We start from the raw sequence: 18,547 nt of genomic DNA on the forward strand, positions 1-18,547 counted from the left end.
ATAGAAAATGGAACATATTGTATATATTTTTCGCGTTCGTTCTCTTTTTTCCTGTCCTGCTATTGTTGGTGAAAAGTGTATCGTACGGTTGGCGGTGGGGAGAAATTATTCCAACATCATTTTCCGCCAGAGGCTTTGACGTCCTACTGAATGATTCGCGTTTTTATTCGGCGATTGGAATGTCGTTTTTGATCGGGAATATGGTCATTCTTCTAAATCTGTTGATCGCTGTACCGGCTGCAAGGGCACTGGCTTTTCACACTTTCAGAGGAAAATCGCTCGTTGAAGTGGTGCTTCTTCTCCCAATCCTTATCCCTAGCCTTGCGGTGGCGATGGGAATTCACATCACGATGATACGGTTGGGCTTGGCGGACCAGTGGCTTGGTGTTGTGTTGGTTCACCTCATCCCGACGGTACCTTATTCTATAAAAATTTTACGATCAGGTTTTGAAAGACTAGGGCAGAAGTGGGAGGAACAAGCAAGCTCCCTTGGCGGCACAAAAATGGCAATCCTCTACCGAATTTATTTACCGCAATTATTGCCGAGCTTTCGAAGCATGGTGTTTTTAATTTTTGTGATTTCCCTAAGTCAATACGCACTAACATCCATCATTGGTGGTGGAAACGTATTGACGTTGGCAATGTTATATTTTCCGTTCTTGTCGTCAGTGGATGAAGCAGTCATTGCTAGTTTTTCAATCGTGTTTGCACTGCTACCGATTTGTGTGATGATCGGGTTTGAGCTAGTGTTTAGACTGGTGATTCCTTATCAGAAAAGGGTGTTTTTAGATTGAATGAAAAAATAGTAATCGAAAAATTATCGAAAAGTTATGGTGAGAAATGCATCATTAGTAATATGAGTTTGACGATTGAGCAAGGAGAAATCATCAGTGTTGTCGGTCCTTCAGGAAGTGGCAAATCGACTTTGTTGAAGTGCCTTGCAGGACTTGAACCCGTTTCAGCAGGAAGCATCAAAGTAGGGGAAAAGGATATCACCTCCATGCAGGCCAATCAGCGTCCAATCGTAATGATGTTTCAGCAACCGCTTTTGTTTCCGCATATGACTGTCTTGGAAAATGTCATGATCGGTTTATCTTTTAAAAGAAAAGGGACAAAAGCCGAGCAAAAAGAGCAGGCTGCTAATTTTCTCATGAAAGTTGGACTTGAGGGCTACGGAAAAAATTATCCTTATGAACTTTCCGGCGGTCAGCAACAAAGGGTGGCACTTGCCCGCGCATTGATTACGAATCCGCAACTTATGTTGTTGGATGAGCCATTTAGCAGCATTGATAATGAAAAAAGGGATGAATTGCGCTTGTGGGTGAAAAATTTATTGAAAGAAGAAGGTATTGCCAGCCTTTTTATCACTCATGATATAGAAGAAGCGATGTTGATGGGGGATAGGGTCGTGATATTTGCTGAGCAAATAGTCCAGCAGGTTGGCAAGCCGCTGGACGTGTATGAAGAGCCGGCAACACCATTTGTGGCAAAATTTTATTCTGATGGTCTGTTAATTGGAACGGATTCCTTTGTTCATTCGAAAAAATTAACTGTAGTGATAGAACAGTCAGAGGAATGCTATCAATCCTACGCAGGTAAAGTCGTACAAAAAAAAGTAAAACACGGCAGCCTTTTTTATGATATTCAGATAGAAGCCCTTCATCAAAAGCTTACACTTCCTAGTGTGGAAAATTTAGATCTATCCCAGCACGTTTGGGTAACGGTGAAAAAAGAACAGGATGTAGTGCATCTTAAAAATTCGGTATAAAAGGAAGGTTCCTATGCTTGATACGCATGCCCGAAAATATGTACAACCATTAATATCAAATACGGCGGAGCAATTGTTGAAGTTCGGATTCACACCGAACCAGGTTACTGTCATTTCTTTTTTCATTGGCGTGTCATCCGGCGTTTTTTTCTATTTTGGCCTGCCCATCATAGCAGTATTGGTGCTCTGGATTTCGGGCTTTCTTGATGCGGTCGATGGCACCATGGCCCGCAAAACGAAGTCCTCTCCGTGGGGAACGGTGATGGATGTCACGTTTGATCGACTGGTGGAGATCAGCGTCATCCTCGGCGTGGCATTTGTCTATCCTGAAATACAGTGGGCATTGTTATTGTTGAGCGTTTCTATCATTTTTTCTATCACGGTCTTTTTGACTGTGGGGGCAGTTTCTGAAAAGCAGGGAATGAAGTCCTTTTACTATCAAGCCGGACTTGCAGAAAGAACAGAAGGCTTTATCTTACTCACTCTCATGATGCTCCTGCCTGCATTTGTCCTCTGGACCACCTTGATATTCCTCGCAGTCGAAGTAATAACAGGCCTCCAACGTTTCTTCGAAGCAAAAAGAATACTGCAGTAAAAGAAATATCTTAGCTGGTGATTGGAGCAAAAAGGTGAAGACTCATGCGGGGGAGTAGCGACATTGTTGAGACCCCTGAAGCGTTGTAAGGAGGCTCAAGGTCGCCCCGCGGAAAGCGAAGCCTTTTGCAGAGATCAACAGTGGCTTTCATGCAATTTCCCCACAAAAAAAGCTGGAAAGTTTCAGTGACAACACTGATTCTTTCCAGCTTTTTTCTTTGTTTATATACCTAAGGCCTTCTGCGGCCAGCAAATAAGTTAAAGACTAATGCGATTAGTGCTAATACAAGAATAATGTGAATTAGGTTCCCTGCGATATCAAAAGAGAATCCAAGTAACCAAAGAATAAGTAATACTGCAAAGATTGTCCATAACATAGTGATATGCCTCCTAAACATCTGACGTAGTAGCTGTAGTCTTGTTTTTCCCTTCAGCCACTCCTATTACTCCTACTAATAATTGCCTGTTAATTACCTGACGCCACGTCTTCTTCCAAATAGGTTAAATACGATAGCTAACACTGCAAGAACTAAAAGAATGTGAATAAGTCCTCCGCCGATTTCCATTGCGAAACCAAGTAACCAAAGAACTAATAGTACTACAAAGATTGTCCATAACATGTGATTTTCCTCCTAATATAGTTTTGGTATTTTTTTTCAACGTCTACACAGAAGGTAATTCCCTAGCGTGTAAAATGTTAAACCAATATTTTTTTTAATTGTTTCAAGGGGAGTAGATTAGGACAAAAGTTGGAAAAAGAGTTTGTCCCAATAATTAGGTTTTAAATTATGTAGAAAAGGAATGGAGTAACTAGTGACGAGCTATCAGAAGTCACAAATTGAAGTGGGAGGTGAAGTTGATTATGAATCAGACAACCATGAAAGGTAAGTGGAACCAGATGAAAGGTGACGCCAAGAAGAAATGGGGAAATCTCACGGATGATGATCTTCAACAAATTGAGGGAGATCGTGATAAGCTGGTAGGCAAAATTCAGGAACGCCACGGGAAGTCAAAAGAAGAGGCAGAACGTGAAGTAGACGGTTGGATGTAGGTCAGTACTTAAGCTTCTTTTTAAAAATTACTTAAAGGAGAGGATTTAAGATGGCTAGCAACAATAACAATATTAATAACAGCAACAATAACAATAGTAATAACAACAACAATAACTCTAACAGCAACAATAACTCTAATAACTCTAACAACAGCAGCTCTAATAGCTCCACCATGACGTACGAGGAGCGCGGACGCAAGGGCGGAGAGAAGACAAAGCAGGAGCATGGTCAAGAGCATTTCGAGGAAATCGGCCAAAAGGGCGGTAACAAGACGCTGAACGAGCATGGCAAAGAGCACTTCGAAGAAATCGGACAAAAAGGTGGAGGCAATAACTCCAACTCCAATTAACAAGTGCCACAACCATAGATAAGAATCATAGGGCAGCCGGAAAAACAAAGGCTGCTCTTTATCATTTGGGAAAGTAACAGCGTTGTTAACAACATACCAAAGATAGGAGTGGAGAAAATGAGTGAAGAACGATTTTATTCCGTACAAACAGATGGCCAACCGACACAAGAACAAGGCAAACAACCTGGTGACGAAAATGAAATGATACCAGAACCAATCTGCGATAACCCTGATTATAAGGGAAGCGGCAAACTAAAAGGAAAAAATGCCATCATCACTGGCGGGGACAGCGGGATTGGTCGGGCAGTAGCAATTGCCTATGCAAAAGAAGGAGCAAATGTCAGCATTGTCTACCTTGATGAGCATGAAGATGCAAAAGAAACAAAACAAATAGTGGAACAATACGGCGCAAAATGTCTGTTGTACTCAGGTGACATCGGCCAAAAGGATTTTTGCACAGATGTTGTTAAGCAGACAGCGGAAGAACTGGGAGGGTTACATATTCTCGTAAACAATGCCGCTGAACAGCATGTGCAAGAGAAAATCGAGGACATTTCTGAAGAACAGCTATTACGTACGTTCCAGACTAATATCTTCTCCTACTTTTATTTTATCCAGGCCGCAATGCCATATCTGGATAAAGGAAGTTCCATCATCAACACCGCTTCTGTGGTGGCCTATAAAGGAATGCCTGTATTAATGGACTATTCCGCAACCAAAGGAGCGATTGTAGCGTTGACGCGTTCCTTGTCAGAGAACATTGTGGGCAGTGGAATCAGAGTGAACGGTGTAGCACCTGGACCAATTTGGACGCCGCTTATTCCGGCATCCTTTGATGGAGAACAGGTAGAGGAGTTCGGTACCAATTCTCCAATGGGGCGTCCGGGCCAACCTGCTGAACTAGCTCCGGCCTATGTTTACCTAGCTTCAGAGGATTCCTCCTATGTGTCCGGACAAATGATTCACATTAACGGTGGGACGGTAGTGAACGGTTAAGAATATTTATTTTTGGGGGACAGCTCATGCTGTCTCTTTTTTATAGGGAAAATGTAATACAAGTTGATTTCCGTTCCAGGCGCTTCGCTTGCCTGCGGGCGGTCTTTGAGCCTCATCACTCCGTTGCGGGGTCTCACCTGTCCCTTCCTCCCGCGGGCGTCTGCGCGCCTTCCACTACAATCAACAAGGTTATTTCATTGACTTAAGGTTTAAAACAGCTATCTTAATGAGTTTCATTTGAAAAAAGGATTTCCTCAGAATTTGTAGAAATTTAAGGAAAGGAAAGGAGTGGGGAAATCCATGAGCCTGCAAACTTATATCTATTTACTAAGGTTGCCTGAAAGATTATATGATCCTGAGCAGTGGACGGAAGAGGAAAAAACAATAGTATCCCGACATTTCAGCTACTTAAAAAAGAATGTGGACAATGGAGTGGTGATACTTGCGGGAAGAACGGAACAGACGGATGAAACCGGGTTTGGTATCGTCATATTTTTAGCAAGAAATGAAACCGAAGCAGAAAGGTTTATGAACAACGACCCTGCCGTATCAAGCGAAATTATGACAGCAGAATTGTCACCTTACCGCCTTGCGTTAATGAATGAAAAGTTCTCTATAGGTGTTAAATAAAAACAGGACAGTGGCACGGGCTGTTCCACTGTCCATGAATGCTGCTTACACGCCGGCAAACTGCTGGCTTTCTGTTTCAAATGCATTTTCCTCAATCTCAAAACCAAGGTCTTTGATCATTTGGTGATCTTGGTTGGATGCTTGGCCGCTAGTGGTCAAATAGTCACCGACAAAGATAGAATTCGCCATGTAAAGCCCCATACTTTGAAGTGTACGAAGATTGTATTCGCGGCCTCCTGAGATCCTAATCTCTTTTGTAGGATTCACAAAGCGGAACATCGCAAGGATCTTCAAGCATTTTAGTGGAGTCAGATCATCCATGCCGGCAAGCTTTGTCCCCTCTATTGGATGCAGGAAATTGACTGGGATAGAGTCGGCATCTAATTCTTTTAGCGAAAATGCCATTTCTACTATGTCTTCGAGCGTTTCACCCATCCCGCAAATCACACCAGAACAAGGCGAGATCCCTGCACTTTTTAATGTTTCAAGTGTGCGGATGCGATCCTCATAATCATGTGTTGTGGTAATTTCACTGTGATGGCCTTTACTTGTATTGATATTATGGTTGAAACGGTCCACCCCGGCTTCCTTCAAGAGTTTTGCTTGTGCATCATTTACCAGCCCCAGACAGGCGCAGATTTTCATAGTATCTACATCTTTCTTAATATCTTGAACGGCTTGCACCACTGTGTCCACGTCTCTATTTGTCGGCTTACGTCCACTCATGACGATGCAGTAGGTGCCGATTTTATTTTTCTTGGCTTCTTTTGCTCCGTCGACGATGATTTTTTTGCTGACTAGCGGGTAGCTGTCAATTTCGGTGTCGGCTTTCATGGATTGGGAGCAGTAGCCGCAATCTTCTGGGCATAAGCCGCTCTTTGCGTTGATGATCAGGTTCAGTTTTACTTTTTTTCCGTAATAGTGTTTGCGGATATGAAAGGCTGATTGAATGAGTTCTAATACGTTGTCGTCGTCTTCGTTTAAAATTCGCAAGGCTTCGTCCGGTGTTATGTTATAGCCTTCTACTACTTTTTCTGCTAGCTGTTTCCAAGTCAAAGTAATCACTCCTATTGAGTTTTTGCAAAAACAGTTGATTTCCGTTCCAAGCGCTTCGCTTTCCACGGGCGGTCCGGGAGCTTTTCATCGTACGAAGAAAATGCGTTAGCCTTTTCGAGGAGTCTGCGCGCCTTCCATTACAATCAACAATGTTGCTGTATAATTTATATGTAAACTTACTAACAATAAAAGTTTACATATAAAAGTGGTAGCTGACAAGGGGAAGTAGTAAATCTGATGGAAAATTGCAAATTGTTTTGTAAGCGGTTATAATTATTTTTCCGGCAAAAGAGAACAGAAAACCGTTGCGTACTTTGAAAAGGTTCCTTAAGGGATAGTTACCATGAATGGAGAAAAACTCTAGTTCATGGTTTTTTGCGTCTCTACAAAAACCTCGGGAGTGTGAAGAGTTTGGCAGAAATGAAGAAAAAGCATCCTGATTTTGATCAGGAAGCAGAACGGCTTAGCTTTACCAAAAAGTATATGGACATTGTCATCAAAGCAACAGAGTTGGATGAGGAATCGTTTAAATCCAGTTTTAAAGAAGCGTTGGATGGAACTGACTTTTCAGACAGTAGTTTAAGTTATTTGAACATGCTCACCAATGCGAACATGCTCCAGCGGACGACAGAAGAGATTCGGAGCCTCAAGAAAATCTACCATAAGCCCTACTTTGCAAGAATTGACTACAAGCGGGCCGGCAAAGAAGAAGAGGAGGTCCTTTATTTTGGGAAAGCCTCTTTATTTGACCGAGAAACCCAAGACCCAATCATTGTCGATTGGCGTTCCCCGATAGCCAACCTATACTATGACGGCAGGCTCGGTGAAGTGGAGTACGAAGCGGAAGGGGAAACGTATGACGGCTACCTTTCCTTGAAACGTCAATATATTATGGAAGACGGCGAACTTCAAGACATAAGGGATGTTGATTTAACGACGACGGACGAGCTTTTACAAGAATCGCTTTCCGGAAGTTCCAGCAACCGTCTGACTGATATCGTCTCCACGATTCAAGAAGAACAGAACCGTATTATTCGTGCCGACTTAAATAAACCGATTATTGTCCAAGGAGCGGCAGGGAGCGGAAAGACGACCATAGCGTTACACAGAATCTCTTATTTTATCTACACCTACCAGGATCAATTCCGACCGGAACAACTGATGATCCTCGCACCGAACAATCTATTCATCGATTACATCTCTGAAGTCCTCCCAGAGCTTGGGGTGGACCGGATCTTACAGACAACCTTTATTGATTTTGTCTTAAGCTGCATCGGCAAAAAGGTGAAATTGCGACCTCCGTCCGAGAAATTGATGGGCTTTATTAACCACGAGTATGAAGATCCTGAAATGGTCCAATGGTTAGCAAGCTTCAAAGGCTCGCTCGAATTCAAAGACATCATCGACCGCTATCTATCTGACATCTTAGAAACACTCATTCCAACAGAAGATTTCTACCTGACTTCTAAGTTCAAACTCTACACTGCTGAAAAAATGGAAAACCTGATTCGCAACGAATATACCTACCTCCCGTATTATCGTCGAGTGGAAAAGGTGAAAAGCGTTCTGCAAAACTATGTGCGGACGGAGAAAAAAGTACTCTTGCATAAAGTGGAGAGATTCTACGACAACAAACTCGACAAAGCTCTGTTTAACATGAACCTTGATCCTGCTAAACGAAAAAGCTATGTGACAAAAGCAATGGACAAAAAGGATGCGATGATAGAGGAGATCAAACGGGAATCCAGAACCGCCGTTAACGCTTTTATCCGCAAGCTTCCTAAGCACACACTTTTTCATTATTTTAAAGAGTTGGTAACAGACCGGGCCACTTTTTCGAAGTATGCAAGTGATTATTTGGATGACTATCAGATCAAGTACTTTGTCGACCATCAAGTGAAATTACATAGACAAAAGCAGTATGAGCTAGAAGACTTGGCAGGGTTACTTTATTTGCAGCACCATTTGTATGGGATAGATAAAGAGTTGCGTGCTCGAAATGTGGTCATTGATGAAGCGCAGGATTATAGTTATTTTCAGCTTGCGGCTTTAAAAAGTGCGTTGGAAACAGATATGTTCACTATCGTAGGGGACTTGGCACAAGGGATCCATTCTTATCGCGGCATTCAGGATTGGAACAAGGTGAAGGAGGCAATTTTCCCAAGGGCTGCCTACACGACGTTGCAAAAAAGTTATCGTACAACAGTGGAAATCATGGAATCGGCTAATGATATTTTAAAGCTATTGCCTTTTGAACTTCCAAAAGTGGAGCCTGTGGTGAGGCATGGTGCGAAACCGACCTTTCATAAATGGTCTACCTCTGGTGGGGCGGCTGAAATGGCGGGCATGCTAGAGGCGGAAATAGAGAAGTTGTATAAAGACGGTCGAAAAACAATCGCAGTGATTGGCAAAACCGAGAAGGAATGTAAGAAGATTGAGGGGATGCTTGGCAAGGTTACAGACTTAAAGGTGCAACTGCTCTTGGAAAATGAGGAAATCAACCAAGAGGATGTCGTCATCGTCCATGCGCAGTTGGCGAAGGGACTGGAGTTTGATGCTGTGTTGTTGTGCACGTTGGATGAGGTGTTCACCGAAACCGAAATTGACGTAAAGCTGTTATATGTGGCGATGACAAGGCCGCTGCATCATTTAAGCTTTTATGGAAATGACAAGGGAGACTTTTTGCTTGAACATGTTTCGGATGGGAAGATTTTAATAGAAGAATAAACAAAATGAGACAGAGCCTTTTTATTTTTAATAGGGGCTCTGTTTTTTTAAGAAAGCAAGTAAATTCCGTTGATTTGCGTTCCAGGCGCTTCGCTTGCCTGCGGGCGGTCCGTGAGCCTCCTCGGCTTGCAGCCTGTGGGGTCTCACCTGTCCCTTCCTCCCGCGGGCGTCTGCGCGCCTTCCACTCCAATCAACTGGGTGGCTTCATTAAACTTAGGTTTAAAAAACCTTCTAATTGAGTTATCTGAAAAGCATTAACATATATTGACGTAATTTCTAGCTGTGGATTGGAGCAAATGGTGGAGACTCCAGCGGGGGAGTAACGGTAGGTTGAGACCCCGCAACGAAGTGAGGAGGCTCAAGCACCGTCCCGCGGAAAGCGAAACCATTTGCGGAAAGGAACAGCGGCAATTAAACAATCAGGTGAAATTTCCAAATTTAATTGCATTGTCTTTTCCTGCTACTTCTTCAAACGGCCGCGCAGGACCAATACAATAAATCCAACCGCAACTAAAGCCAAGATTACTTTTCCTGCCGTATTCCATTGCAGTACCTGATACACAGAAAAAGCTTCTAACATCAAGGCTGGAATCTTTCCAACCGTACTCGCGACGGCAAACCCGACCAAGCTGATCCGGCTAGTTGCCCCCGCCAATGTAACAAGACCGGATGGCGCAAATGGGAATAATCGTAAAGCGAGAACTAATAAAAATGCTTCCCTGCCATCAGTCTCCTGCAATCTTATCAGCCATTTATTTTTCATCAACGCATCCGGTGCGAACTTCTTTATGCCTTTACGATACAACCAAAAGCTTACGACTGCCCCAATCGATTCCCCTAAAAAAGAAATCAACGTCCCCCACCAAAATCCAAAGAATGCCAGATTGGCAGCGGTAAGGAACACACTAGGCATAAAAGCGAGTATGCTTATGATGGTATTGAAAAGAATACTAAGTAGGATAGCAAACGGTCCTACTGCTGAAAACCATTCTAGTACTTGATCTTTCCACATGGTAAAGTACCTCTTCTGAAGTTATTTTAAAATTATAAATTCAATTTCTTTACATACCGTATAGGGGTATGTTACGTTATACGAGATAGGAGGTCAAGAACGATGGAAAACCTTCCAGTTGAAACTTTAAATGAAGAGTGTTGCCATACAGACAAAGGTGAGCGTAAAAGTCACCATTCTGAAGAGCAGAAGAAGGCGTTGATCTCACGCTTGAACCGTATTGAAGGTCAGGTGCGAGGGGTTAAACGTTTGATTGAAGAGGACACCTATTGTGATGATGTGCTCACTCAAATCTCTGCAGTACAGTCTGCGCTAAATGGACTTGGGAAAATGCTTTTAGAGGGACATATGAAATCCTGTATCGTGGAAAGAATTCAAGATGGCGATACAGAAGTGATAGATGAACTATTAGTAACAGTTAAAAGACTGATGAAATAAGGGGAGATAAAAATGGAACAAGTAACATTAAAAGTAAATGGTATGAGTTGCGGTCATTGTGTTAAAGCGGTGGAAGGAAGCGTTGGGGAACTTGAAGGCGTGAATTCCGTTAAGGTGGATCTTGCATCCGGAACGGTAGCAGTAGAATACAAAAGCGAGCAAGTAACAGTAGATAAAATTAAGGAAACAATCGACGAAGAAGGTTATGAAGTAGCATAATCAACCTAAGTCAGATACGTGCTTTTCTTACGAGAACAGCACGTTTTATTTGCAAAATAATATACCCCCTATAGGTATAAAGGAGGTCAGCATGATGAGCGATCAGAAGAAAATAGAAACCAGATTACAGATAACGGGAATGACTTGTGCGGCTTGTTCCACAAGGGTTGAAAGAGGATTGAACAAACTGGCTGGAGTGGATACGGCCAATGTGAACCTTGCCCTTGAAAACGCATCTGTCACCTATGACCCGGAACAGGTATCTGAAAAAGAAATAGAGAAAATGATTCAGGACCTTGGCTATGATGTCGTGAAAGAAAAAGCAGAATTCCTTATCACCGGAATGACGTGTGCGGCATGTTCGAGCCGAATCGAAAAGGTGCTCGGAAAAATGGAAGGCGTTAATTCTGCCAATATAAATCTTGCTTTAGAAAGCGGAACCGTGGAATATAATCCTTCCAAACTAAAGCCATCTGACATCATTGCCCGCATTGAAAAAGCGGGTTACGGTGCTACGGAAAAAGTAGAAAAAAGCGAAAGCGCCGAGAACTTCCGTCAAAAGGAATTAGAAAAGCAACAAGGCAAGTTTGTTTTCTCGTTAATCCTAACAATCCCGTTGCTTTGGGCAATGGTGAGTCACTTCTCCATTACTTCTTTTATTTATCTGCCTGATATGCTGATGAACCCATGGGTGCAGCTCGCACTTGCAACCCCTGTTCAATTTTTCATTGGCTGGCAATTCTACACAGGTGCATACAAAGCGCTGAAAAATAAAAGCGCGAATATGGACGTATTGGTGGCACTCGGAACAACTGCAGCGTATGTGTACAGCTTGTATTTATCGATTGAATCAATCGGTTCAGGTGCGCATATGGTCGAGCTGTATTTTGAAACAAGTGCAGTCATTATCACCCTAATTATTTTAGGAAAGCTTTTTGAAGTGAGAGCGAAGGGGCGCTCTTCCGAAGCAATCAAGAAATTGATGGGCCTACAGGCAAAAACGGCCCTTGTTTTACGAGATGGAAAAGAAATAGAAATCCCATTGGATGAGGTCCTGGTAGGAGATATCGTTTCTGTTAAGCCGGGGGAGAAAGTTCCTGTTGATGGCGAAATTGTCGAAGGGCAATCAGCGGTGGATGAGTCCATGCTGACTGGAGAAAGCATTCCTGTCGATAAAAAATCAGGAGATTCTGTCTATGGTTCTACTATAAATAAGAACGGCTTTTTGAAAATGAAAGCAACAAAAGTCGGAAAAGAAACAGCCCTTGCTCAAATCATCCGGATTGTAGAGCAGGCACAAGGCTCCAAAGCACCGATTCAGCGCCTGGCAGATAAAATTTCCGGCATCTTCGTTCCAATCGTTGTCGGAATCGCGGTCCTTACTTTCTTAGTTTGGTATTTTATCGTCGATCCAGGAAACTTCGCGCAAGCATTGGTGAACTTGATTGCGGTTCTGGTTATTGCTTGCCCGTGTGCACTTGGACTTGCAACGCCAACATCTATCATGGCGGGATCCGGCCGGGCAGCCGAACTCGGTATCCTTTTTAAAGGCGGCGAGCACCTAGAGCAGACGCACCGCATTACAACTGTTGTGCTGGACAAAACAGGTACGGTAACAAATGGAGCACCTGTGCTAACCGATGTAAAGCTTGAAGCTGGTGAGGATGAAGCGGCAATCCTTGCAATGGTAGGAGCAGCGGAGAAACAATCCGAACATCCATTGGCGCAAGCGATTGTGGAAGGAATCCAAGCAAAAGGGATCGAGTTTGGCTCTGTGGGGTCATTTGAAGCAATACCCGGCTATGGTATCGAAGCGGTCGTAGGAGAAGACACAGTGGTGGTTGGTACGCGTAAATTAATGAACAAGCACCATGTCGCTGCCGAGCACGCAGAAGAAGTGGTCCGTGAGCTTGAAACGAATGGAAAAACGGCTATGCTCATTGCGGTGAATGGAGAATACAAAGGCATCATCGCGGTTGCAGACACCATAAAGGATACTTCTAAACAAGCAGTAAAACGGTTAAAGGATATGGGGCTGGAAGTTGTCATGATGACAGGCGATAACGAACGGACAGCAAAAGCCATTGCTCACCATGCCGGAATCGATCAAGTCATTGCCGAAGTACTTCCGGAACAAAAAGCGGAAGAAGTAGCAAAGCTTCAAAAGCAAGGCAAGAAAGTGGCAATGGTCGGCGACGGCATCAATGACGCCCCAGCCTTGGTAACAGCGGATATCGGGATGGCAATCGGAACCGGCACAGATGTCGCGATGGAAGCAGCAGACATCACGTTAATGCGCGGTGACCTAAACAGCATAGCCGATGCCATCATCATGAGTAAAAAGACCATTACTAACATCAAACAAAATCTATTCTGGGCATTTGCCTATAACTCCATGGGGATTCCAATTGCGGCTTTAGGCTTCTTGGCGCCGTGGGTGGCAGGAGCAGCAATGGCATTCAGCTCGGTGTCCGTTGTATTGAATGCACTCAGATTGCAAAAAGTGAAACTTTAATAAGGTCGATAAGGTGGGAACACGATGAAAAAATGGATTGGATCTGCGCTTGTTTATCTGTTGTTAGTGGTCGGAGGCTATACGGCGTATTCTTTTTATGCAAGTGAAGATGTATCGCAAGGCGAGGAAGGCAGTCATGACGAACATCAGGATGAAGAGGCCCTTGGCGAAGAAGAACATGGTGAACATGAAGAGGAAGGGAATGACGGTGGGCACGACGATCATGGCGAACATGAAGGGGAGTCCGCTAGTGAAGTTCAAGCAGATGTAAAGCTAGAAGGGGAAGAAATGATCATCACGCTGACAGACCTTGAAGGCAACCCGATGGATAGCCTTGAAGTAAATCACGAAAAACTGATGCATCTAATTGTAATCAGTGAGGACTTGGAGGTTTTCAAGCATTTACATCCAGAAAAGGTTTCTGCAGGTGTTTTCACTGCGAAGGCAGATTTGGAGGATGGAATGTACCAAGCGTTTGTCGATATCAAACCGAGTGATTTGCAGTATGTAAATGAAGCCCACCCAGTGATGGTTGGGGATCATGACAGTCATGAGGATGCTCATGTCCATTTAGAACCTGAAACACAATGGACGAAGGAACAAGAGGGCTATTCCGTAACACTTGATGTGAACAATTTTTCGGTAAAAGAAAACGTTGTGTTTTCTTTTGACATAGAAGGGGCATCGCCAGAGGATTATCTTGGTGCGCTCGGACATGTGGTCGTTGTGGATGAAGGATTAGAGGAATTTATCCATGTACACCCTCGTGAAGGAGAGGAACCAGTGTTTGAAGCGCACTTCAGCAAGCCTGGCATGTATAAACTTTGGGCCGAATTTAAACTGGACGGGAAAGTGTACGCCTTCCCTTATGTGTTGGAAATCACAGAATAAAGGGGATTTGTTGGTATGGGAGAAAAACTAGTCAAGCTCGCGGTCAACGGAGGAATAGATTTTGGGGCTAAGTTGAATGGCAAACAGCTATCGATGCTTGCACGATATATGGGAGAAGAACAGAAGTTAGAAGTCACCACCTTTCAACAATTGTATGTGGACGTTCCGCGGCTTGATGAGCTGAAGGAGCAGGTAATGGCATAGGAAGTCGAGTAGTAGTGTTGCTCAGGGAGCCAGCGGATGATTTTGATTGTCCGCTGGCTTTTTTGTGTTTTTATTTCCACCCTCCAATGTAACCTTTTTACATCCCCCTCGTCTAACCGTATAAAAGGGGGCAATTACATGAAAAAAAAGGTAATTATCTTTTCTTCTATTATAGTAAGCCTGGCCATCATCTTCGCGTTCATCTATCAATCGAGAGAACCTTTCGCGGTTAATGGCACTGGCAATCCCTATTCTGAAAAAGACACGCAAACCGTACTCTCAGATAAAAAATGGTTACTTACTTTTACCAAAGAGTTCAAACAAGAAAGCATCAAAGAAAATGAGTCTATCTATGTGACGGACAAGGACGGCAACAAGGTAGAAGCAAATCTGGAAGTTTCAAAAGACTTTGTCACAGTTTCTCCTCCAGAAGGCGGCTATGACCCAAACAAAGGACCATATGAGCTTCACATCAGCGGAGAAATTGAATCGGTGGACGGCAAAACGCTCGGAAAACAAAAGAAAATCAAATTCACGGCTATGAAACAATTGCCGACGGTTGCTTCCAATAAAGAACTAAATTCATTGTTCACAGCCCGACTGGAACAAATGAAACAAGAGCGGGAAGAAAGTAAACAGTTCTTTAACTTTGGTAGGAGTGGCGATGAATCAACATCAAGCTCTGAGGACAGTGACGGCGCTGCAAATGCCGATATGGCAACCGAAAGCGAATCCAGCAGCAGTGGCAGTCCAGACGGCCATTCCGAAACAAACGTTCAGGTTCAAGGAGTGGATGAAGCGGACATCGTAAAAACAGATGGCGACTTCATCTATCAAGCAACCGATCAAAAGTTAAAGATTACAAAGGCAGACCCTGTCGAAGAAATGACCGTCCTGACAGAGCTACGTTATAAGGACTTTAATCCGTATCAACTGTTTTTGGATGGCAATCAGCTAGTGGTCATCGGTCATTATTGGGATGAGAAGATGATGTACGGCGAAAGTAAAAGTAGTGAAGGCGATATGATCATGCCGATGCATGAAGCAACGAAGGCCGTTATTTATGATATTACAGACCGAGCCAATCCAACTGTCCAAAAAACAGTCACCCTAGAAGGCGGTTATGTCTCAAGCAGGAAGATAGATAACCACGTTTACTTAATCACGAACAAGTACGCTAATTTTTGGATGCTAGAAGAGCACCCTGAGGCAGACTTAAGACCGCGAGTATCCGATACACAGGGAGAGGAAGAAGGAGAAATGGAAGGTGTTCCTTATGAGGATATCCGTTATTTCCCTGATTCCACAGAAGATAATTTTATGACGATAGTTACCATCGATTTGAATCAACCACAAGAGGATGCGTCCATTACAACTTATGTCGGCAGCGGAAATCAGATCTATATGTCAAAAGAAAACCTATATGTCGCGGTGCCGAACTATGGGTATGGCCCGAACTGGGCAAATAATGAAAGTACGGAAGTCTATAAATTTTCCGTTGATGGCATGACTGTGGAATTTCGGGCCAATGGAGCCATTCCAGGTCATCTTTTAAACCAATTTTCCATGGATGAGTATAAAGGGCATTTCCGAGTGGCCGCAACTAAAGGGCAGGCATGGGATGAAAATTCTCCGTCAAGCAACCACCTCTTTATTTTAGATGGTGGAATGAATGTCGTCAGCAGTGTGGAAGACTTGGCAAGGGGAGAGCGCATCTATTCTGTCCGCTTCATGCAGGATAAGGCGTATGTGGTGACGTTCAAGGAAGTGGATCCACTATTTGTCTTTGACCTGAGCAACCCGGCTGAGCCAAAAGTGCTTGGGGAATTAAAGATTCCCGGCTTCAGTAATTACTTGCACCCGTATGATGAAAATCATTTGATTGGTTTTGGATATGATACGAAGTTGGAAAAAGATCAATGGGGGACACGGGTGTTGACGAACGGGGTGAAGATCTCCTTGTTTGATGTGAGTGACCCGACAAATCCGCTTGAAAAACATACGGAGATTATCGGCGGGCAATCTACCCATTCGCCGTTAAATTATGATCATAAAGCACTTCTTTTCAACAAGGATAAAGATATTTTCGCCTTTCCAATCACCAAGTATAACGAAAATCAAAAAGATGGAAGCTACCGACTCGACTTTGAAGGGGCAATGGTATATGGAATCGACCCGAAAAAAGGATTTACCCTGCATACCAAAATAACGCATCAGCAGGAAAACACGTTATATGAAGACTGGGAGAACATGGTCCAACGTATTCTGTATATCGATGACCACCTCTACACCGTTACACCAAAAGAAGTAAAAGCGACAAAAATCACATGGTAGTTAGTTAAAAAGAATGTTAAATTATTCAAAAACCAGGTTGATTGGAGTGGAAGGCGCGCAGACTCCTCGAAAATGCTAACGCATTTTCTTCGTGCGATGAACTGCTGTCGAAGCCTTCTTTGTCCTATGGGAGGAAGGGACAGGGAAGACCCCGCAGGAGCTTTCGGACCCCATGGAAAACGAAGCGCCTGGAACGGAGATCAACCCTCATGTAACTATAAAAATTTGAGAGAGCGGATCGCCCCCGCTCTCTTTTTTCACGAAAAAGCAGGAAATAATGACAACAATCGCCGGCATTTTATTTCCTAGGAAAAGAAACTTGTCGAAAATAATCTAGGCTTTTAGGTTTGCACTCTACACCTCAGTGGAATGACATTCATATATTAAGGAAAAGATTTTATCTTTTCCACCTACTTAAATGGACGAAGCAGTTTCGAATTCTTGTATGTAGGTGCTATAATGAAATAATTGAAGTAAGGACATAAAGGTGAAAAATATAAAATAGATCATCTCTTTGAGGGGGAAGCAATATGAAAACAAAATTGCATTTATTATATGGCGGGAAATCAGCGGAACACCAAGTTTCCTTGCAAACAGCATTAGCTGTAACAAAGGCTTTAGATACAGATAAATTTGAAGTATATCCGTTATACATAACGGAAACAGGAGAATGGAAGCGCGGTGGCTTGTTGAATGGACCGGCAGAGAGCGTACACCAACTGAAGCTGGAAGAGGGCGGCACAACCATCGCACCTCTTGCATTGACGAACGAAGAAGAAACGGAAGAGACTCAAACAGTCGTGTTCCCACTATTACATGGCCCGAACGGGGAAGACGGAACAGTTCAAGGAATGTTGGAACTTTTAAACCTTCCTTATGTAGGAAACGGTGTGTTGGCATCATCTGCTGGAATGGATAAAGTTATCATGAAAAACCTTTTCGACCAAGCAGGATTGCCACAAGTTGGCTATGCACACTTCCTTCGTTCTGAATGGGAAAAGGCTGCAGATACAACATATGAAAAAGTAGAATCAGAGCTTGGGTATCCATGCTTTGTTAAGCCTGCAAACTTAGGGTCCAGTGTTGGGATCAGTAAAGCGAAAAACCGCAAAGAATTGGAAGCGGCTTTCCGTGAAGCGTTCGACTATGATCGCAAAATCATCGTGGAACAAGGTTTGGAAGGTGCCCGTGAAATCGAGATTGGCGTACTTGGTAACGACGAGCCGGAATGCTCGGTGATTGGAGAAATCGCTCCTAAGACAGAGTTTTACGACTACAAAGCAAAGTATGAAGATGGCGATACGGCCATGATCATCCCTGCGGAGATCAGTGAAGACATCTATGAGCAAGTAAAAGAAATGGCCATCACTGCTTTTAAAGCAATTGATGGAGCAGGCCTTGTGCGCGCAGATTTCTTTTTAACAAAAGAGGGTAAACTGTACATCAACGAAGTAAACACAATGCCAGGTTTCACGCCATTCAGCATGTTCCCATTATTATGGCAGCATACTGATGTGTCCTACCCACAACTAATCGAAAAACTAGTAGGATACGCACAACAACGCCACGAAGAAAAACAAAAAATCAAGCATACATTTAAAAAAAAGATTTCTCCTGTAGATTGAAGTGCAAGGTGTGAGACTCCAGCGGGGGAGTAACGGTAGGTTGAGACCCCACAGGCGTAGCCGAGGAGGCTCCAGCAGCGCCCCTAGGAAAGCGGAGCCATTTGCGGAAATCAACAGCGGTGTCTAAACAACATATT

The 18,547-nt window shown here is 43.5% G+C and carries 19 protein-coding genes; 15 read left to right on the forward strand and 4 right to left on the reverse strand.

Translation table 11 applies throughout. From position 1 onward, the window contains the following. The first annotated feature begins 17 nt into the window (after positions 1–17). From B4U37_RS01295 to B4U37_RS01305, 3 genes are read left to right on the forward strand one after another with little or no spacing between them, the layout of a single operon-like run. The gene (locus B4U37_RS01295; RefSeq protein ID WP_245840026.1) at positions 18–794 is read left to right on the forward strand and encodes an ABC transporter permease; all 777 of its coding nucleotides are present in this window, start codon (positions 18–20) and stop codon (positions 792–794) included. Next, positions 791–1,768, forward strand: a complete 978-nt coding sequence (locus B4U37_RS01300; protein ID WP_088016759.1) for an ABC transporter ATP-binding protein — start codon at positions 791–793, stop codon at positions 1,766–1,768. Before B4U37_RS01295 ends, B4U37_RS01300 begins: the two co-directional genes overlap by 4 nt. Positions 1,769–1,781: 13 nt before the next feature. After that, complete coding sequence (locus B4U37_RS01305) at positions 1,782–2,363, forward strand: CDP-alcohol phosphatidyltransferase family protein (protein ID WP_088016760.1); 582 nt, start codon at positions 1,782–1,784, stop codon at positions 2,361–2,363. Between the two features lie 229 nt (positions 2,364–2,592). On the opposite strand, the gene B4U37_RS21730 is transcribed toward B4U37_RS01305, so the two are convergent. Beyond that, positions 2,593–2,739 carry a lmo0937 family membrane protein gene (locus B4U37_RS21730; RefSeq protein ID WP_010195114.1) on the reverse strand — a complete coding sequence of 49 codons (147 nt, stop codon included), beginning with the start codon at positions 2,737–2,739 and terminating at the stop codon, positions 2,593–2,595. Between the two features lie 93 nt (positions 2,740–2,832). After that, a complete protein-coding gene (locus B4U37_RS21735) occupies positions 2,833–2,982 on the reverse strand; it encodes a lmo0937 family membrane protein (RefSeq protein ID WP_148989869.1) in 150 nt (49 codons plus the stop codon). A gap of 242 nt (positions 2,983–3,224) precedes the next feature. Here B4U37_RS21735 and B4U37_RS01310 point away from each other — a divergent pair, with 242 nt between their 5' ends. The 4 genes from B4U37_RS01310 to B4U37_RS01325 all read left to right on the forward strand — a co-directional run bounded on the left by B4U37_RS01310 (position 3,225) and on the right by B4U37_RS01325 (position 5,389). After that, the gene (locus B4U37_RS01310; RefSeq protein ID WP_088016761.1) at positions 3,225–3,413 is read left to right on the forward strand and encodes a CsbD family protein; all 189 of its coding nucleotides are present in this window, start codon (positions 3,225–3,227) and stop codon (positions 3,411–3,413) included. Between the two features lie 50 nt (positions 3,414–3,463). Continuing rightward, on the forward strand, positions 3,464–3,763 hold the full coding sequence (locus B4U37_RS01315; RefSeq protein ID WP_088016762.1) for a stress-induced protein, KGG, repeat-containing protein: 300 nt from the start codon (positions 3,464–3,466) through the stop codon (positions 3,761–3,763). Between the two features lie 117 nt (positions 3,764–3,880). Continuing rightward, positions 3,881–4,759 carry an SDR family oxidoreductase gene (locus B4U37_RS01320; RefSeq protein ID WP_088016763.1) on the forward strand — a complete coding sequence of 293 codons (879 nt, stop codon included), beginning with the start codon at positions 3,881–3,883 and terminating at the stop codon, positions 4,757–4,759. Between the two features lie 300 nt (positions 4,760–5,059). Continuing rightward, the gene (locus B4U37_RS01325; protein ID WP_088016764.1) at positions 5,060–5,389 is read left to right on the forward strand and encodes a YciI family protein; all 330 of its coding nucleotides are present in this window, start codon (positions 5,060–5,062) and stop codon (positions 5,387–5,389) included. A gap of 45 nt (positions 5,390–5,434) precedes the next feature. Here B4U37_RS01325 and bioB read toward each other — a convergent pair whose 3' ends face one another. Further along, positions 5,435–6,445 (reverse strand): biotin synthase BioB, encoded by a 1,011-nt coding sequence (gene bioB, locus B4U37_RS01330; RefSeq protein WP_088016765.1) that lies wholly within the window; start codon positions 6,443–6,445, stop codon positions 5,435–5,437. A 420-nt stretch (positions 6,446–6,865) separates the two neighbouring features. Between bioB and helD the strand changes: the two genes are divergently transcribed. Beyond that, complete coding sequence (gene helD / locus B4U37_RS01335) at positions 6,866–9,172, forward strand: RNA polymerase recycling motor HelD (RefSeq protein WP_088020079.1); 2,307 nt, start codon at positions 6,866–6,868, stop codon at positions 9,170–9,172. A 460-nt stretch (positions 9,173–9,632) separates the two neighbouring features. On the opposite strand, the gene B4U37_RS01345 is transcribed toward helD, so the two are convergent. After that, on the reverse strand, positions 9,633–10,184 hold the full coding sequence (locus B4U37_RS01345; protein ID WP_088016766.1) for a TVP38/TMEM64 family protein: 552 nt from the start codon (positions 10,182–10,184) through the stop codon (positions 9,633–9,635). Between the two features lie 102 nt (positions 10,185–10,286). Between B4U37_RS01345 and B4U37_RS01350 the strand changes: the two genes are divergently transcribed. The 7 genes from B4U37_RS01350 to B4U37_RS01380 all read left to right on the forward strand — a co-directional run bounded on the left by B4U37_RS01350 (position 10,287) and on the right by B4U37_RS01380 (position 18,410). Next, a complete protein-coding gene (locus B4U37_RS01350; RefSeq protein WP_010195132.1) occupies positions 10,287–10,622 on the forward strand; it encodes a metal-sensitive transcriptional regulator in 336 nt (111 codons plus the stop codon). 12 nt (positions 10,623–10,634) lie between these two features. Next, positions 10,635–10,841 carry a copper chaperone CopZ gene (gene copZ, locus B4U37_RS01355; protein WP_010195133.1) on the forward strand — a complete coding sequence of 69 codons (207 nt, stop codon included), beginning with the start codon at positions 10,635–10,637 and terminating at the stop codon, positions 10,839–10,841. A gap of 94 nt (positions 10,842–10,935) precedes the next feature. Next, complete coding sequence (locus B4U37_RS01360; RefSeq protein ID WP_088016767.1) at positions 10,936–13,356, forward strand: heavy metal translocating P-type ATPase; 2,421 nt, start codon at positions 10,936–10,938, stop codon at positions 13,354–13,356. A gap of 24 nt (positions 13,357–13,380) precedes the next feature. Beyond that, positions 13,381–14,247 carry a DUF8832 domain-containing protein gene (locus B4U37_RS01365; protein ID WP_088016768.1) on the forward strand — a complete coding sequence of 289 codons (867 nt, stop codon included), beginning with the start codon at positions 13,381–13,383 and terminating at the stop codon, positions 14,245–14,247. 15 nt (positions 14,248–14,262) lie between these two features. Then, positions 14,263–14,451, forward strand: coding sequence for a hypothetical protein (locus B4U37_RS01370; RefSeq protein ID WP_198317065.1), 189 nt, complete (start codon positions 14,263–14,265; stop codon positions 14,449–14,451). A 138-nt stretch (positions 14,452–14,589) separates the two neighbouring features. After that, on the forward strand, positions 14,590–16,785 hold the full coding sequence (locus tag B4U37_RS01375) for a beta-propeller domain-containing protein (RefSeq protein WP_157663675.1): 2,196 nt from the start codon (positions 14,590–14,592) through the stop codon (positions 16,783–16,785). 530 nt (positions 16,786–17,315) lie between these two features. Then, on the forward strand, positions 17,316–18,410 hold the full coding sequence (locus B4U37_RS01380; protein WP_088016770.1) for a D-alanine--D-alanine ligase: 1,095 nt from the start codon (positions 17,316–17,318) through the stop codon (positions 18,408–18,410). Positions 18,411–18,547: the final 137 nt, after the last annotated feature.

This window comes from Sutcliffiella horikoshii (assembly GCF_002157855.1).
GTDB lineage: Bacteria > Bacillota > Bacilli > Bacillales > Bacillaceae_I > Sutcliffiella_A > Sutcliffiella_A horikoshii_C.

Bases quoted from the DNA above. Each gene is read 5' to 3' on its own strand.
- B4U37_RS01305 (WP_088016760.1), top strand. From the start codon at position 1,782: ATGCTTGATACGCATGCCCGAAAATATGTACAACCATTAATATCAAAT.
- B4U37_RS21730 (WP_010195114.1), bottom strand. From the start codon at position 2,739: ATGTTATGGACAATCTTTGCAGTATTACTTATTCTTTGGTTACTTGGA.
- B4U37_RS21735 (WP_148989869.1), bottom strand. From the start codon at position 2,982: ATGTTATGGACAATCTTTGTAGTACTATTAGTTCTTTGGTTACTTGGT.
- B4U37_RS01310 (WP_088016761.1), top strand. From the start codon at position 3,225: ATGAATCAGACAACCATGAAAGGTAAGTGGAACCAGATGAAAGGTGAC.
- B4U37_RS01315 (WP_088016762.1), top strand. From the start codon at position 3,464: ATGGCTAGCAACAATAACAATATTAATAACAGCAACAATAACAATAGT.
- B4U37_RS01320 (WP_088016763.1), top strand. From the start codon at position 3,881: ATGAGTGAAGAACGATTTTATTCCGTACAAACAGATGGCCAACCGACA.
- B4U37_RS01325 (WP_088016764.1), top strand. From the start codon at position 5,060: ATGAGCCTGCAAACTTATATCTATTTACTAAGGTTGCCTGAAAGATTA.
- helD (WP_088020079.1), top strand. From the start codon at position 6,866: ATGAAGAAAAAGCATCCTGATTTTGATCAGGAAGCAGAACGGCTTAGC.
- B4U37_RS01345 (WP_088016766.1), bottom strand. From the start codon at position 10,184: ATGTGGAAAGATCAAGTACTAGAATGGTTTTCAGCAGTAGGACCGTTT.
- B4U37_RS01350 (WP_010195132.1), top strand. From the start codon at position 10,287: ATGGAAAACCTTCCAGTTGAAACTTTAAATGAAGAGTGTTGCCATACA.
- copZ (WP_010195133.1), top strand. From the start codon at position 10,635: ATGGAACAAGTAACATTAAAAGTAAATGGTATGAGTTGCGGTCATTGT.
- B4U37_RS01360 (WP_088016767.1), top strand. From the start codon at position 10,936: ATGAGCGATCAGAAGAAAATAGAAACCAGATTACAGATAACGGGAATG.
- B4U37_RS01365 (WP_088016768.1), top strand. From the start codon at position 13,381: ATGAAAAAATGGATTGGATCTGCGCTTGTTTATCTGTTGTTAGTGGTC.
- B4U37_RS01370 (WP_198317065.1), top strand. From the start codon at position 14,263: ATGGGAGAAAAACTAGTCAAGCTCGCGGTCAACGGAGGAATAGATTTT.
- B4U37_RS01375 (WP_157663675.1), top strand. From the start codon at position 14,590: ATGAAAAAAAAGGTAATTATCTTTTCTTCTATTATAGTAAGCCTGGCC.
- B4U37_RS01380 (WP_088016770.1), top strand. From the start codon at position 17,316: ATGAAAACAAAATTGCATTTATTATATGGCGGGAAATCAGCGGAACAC.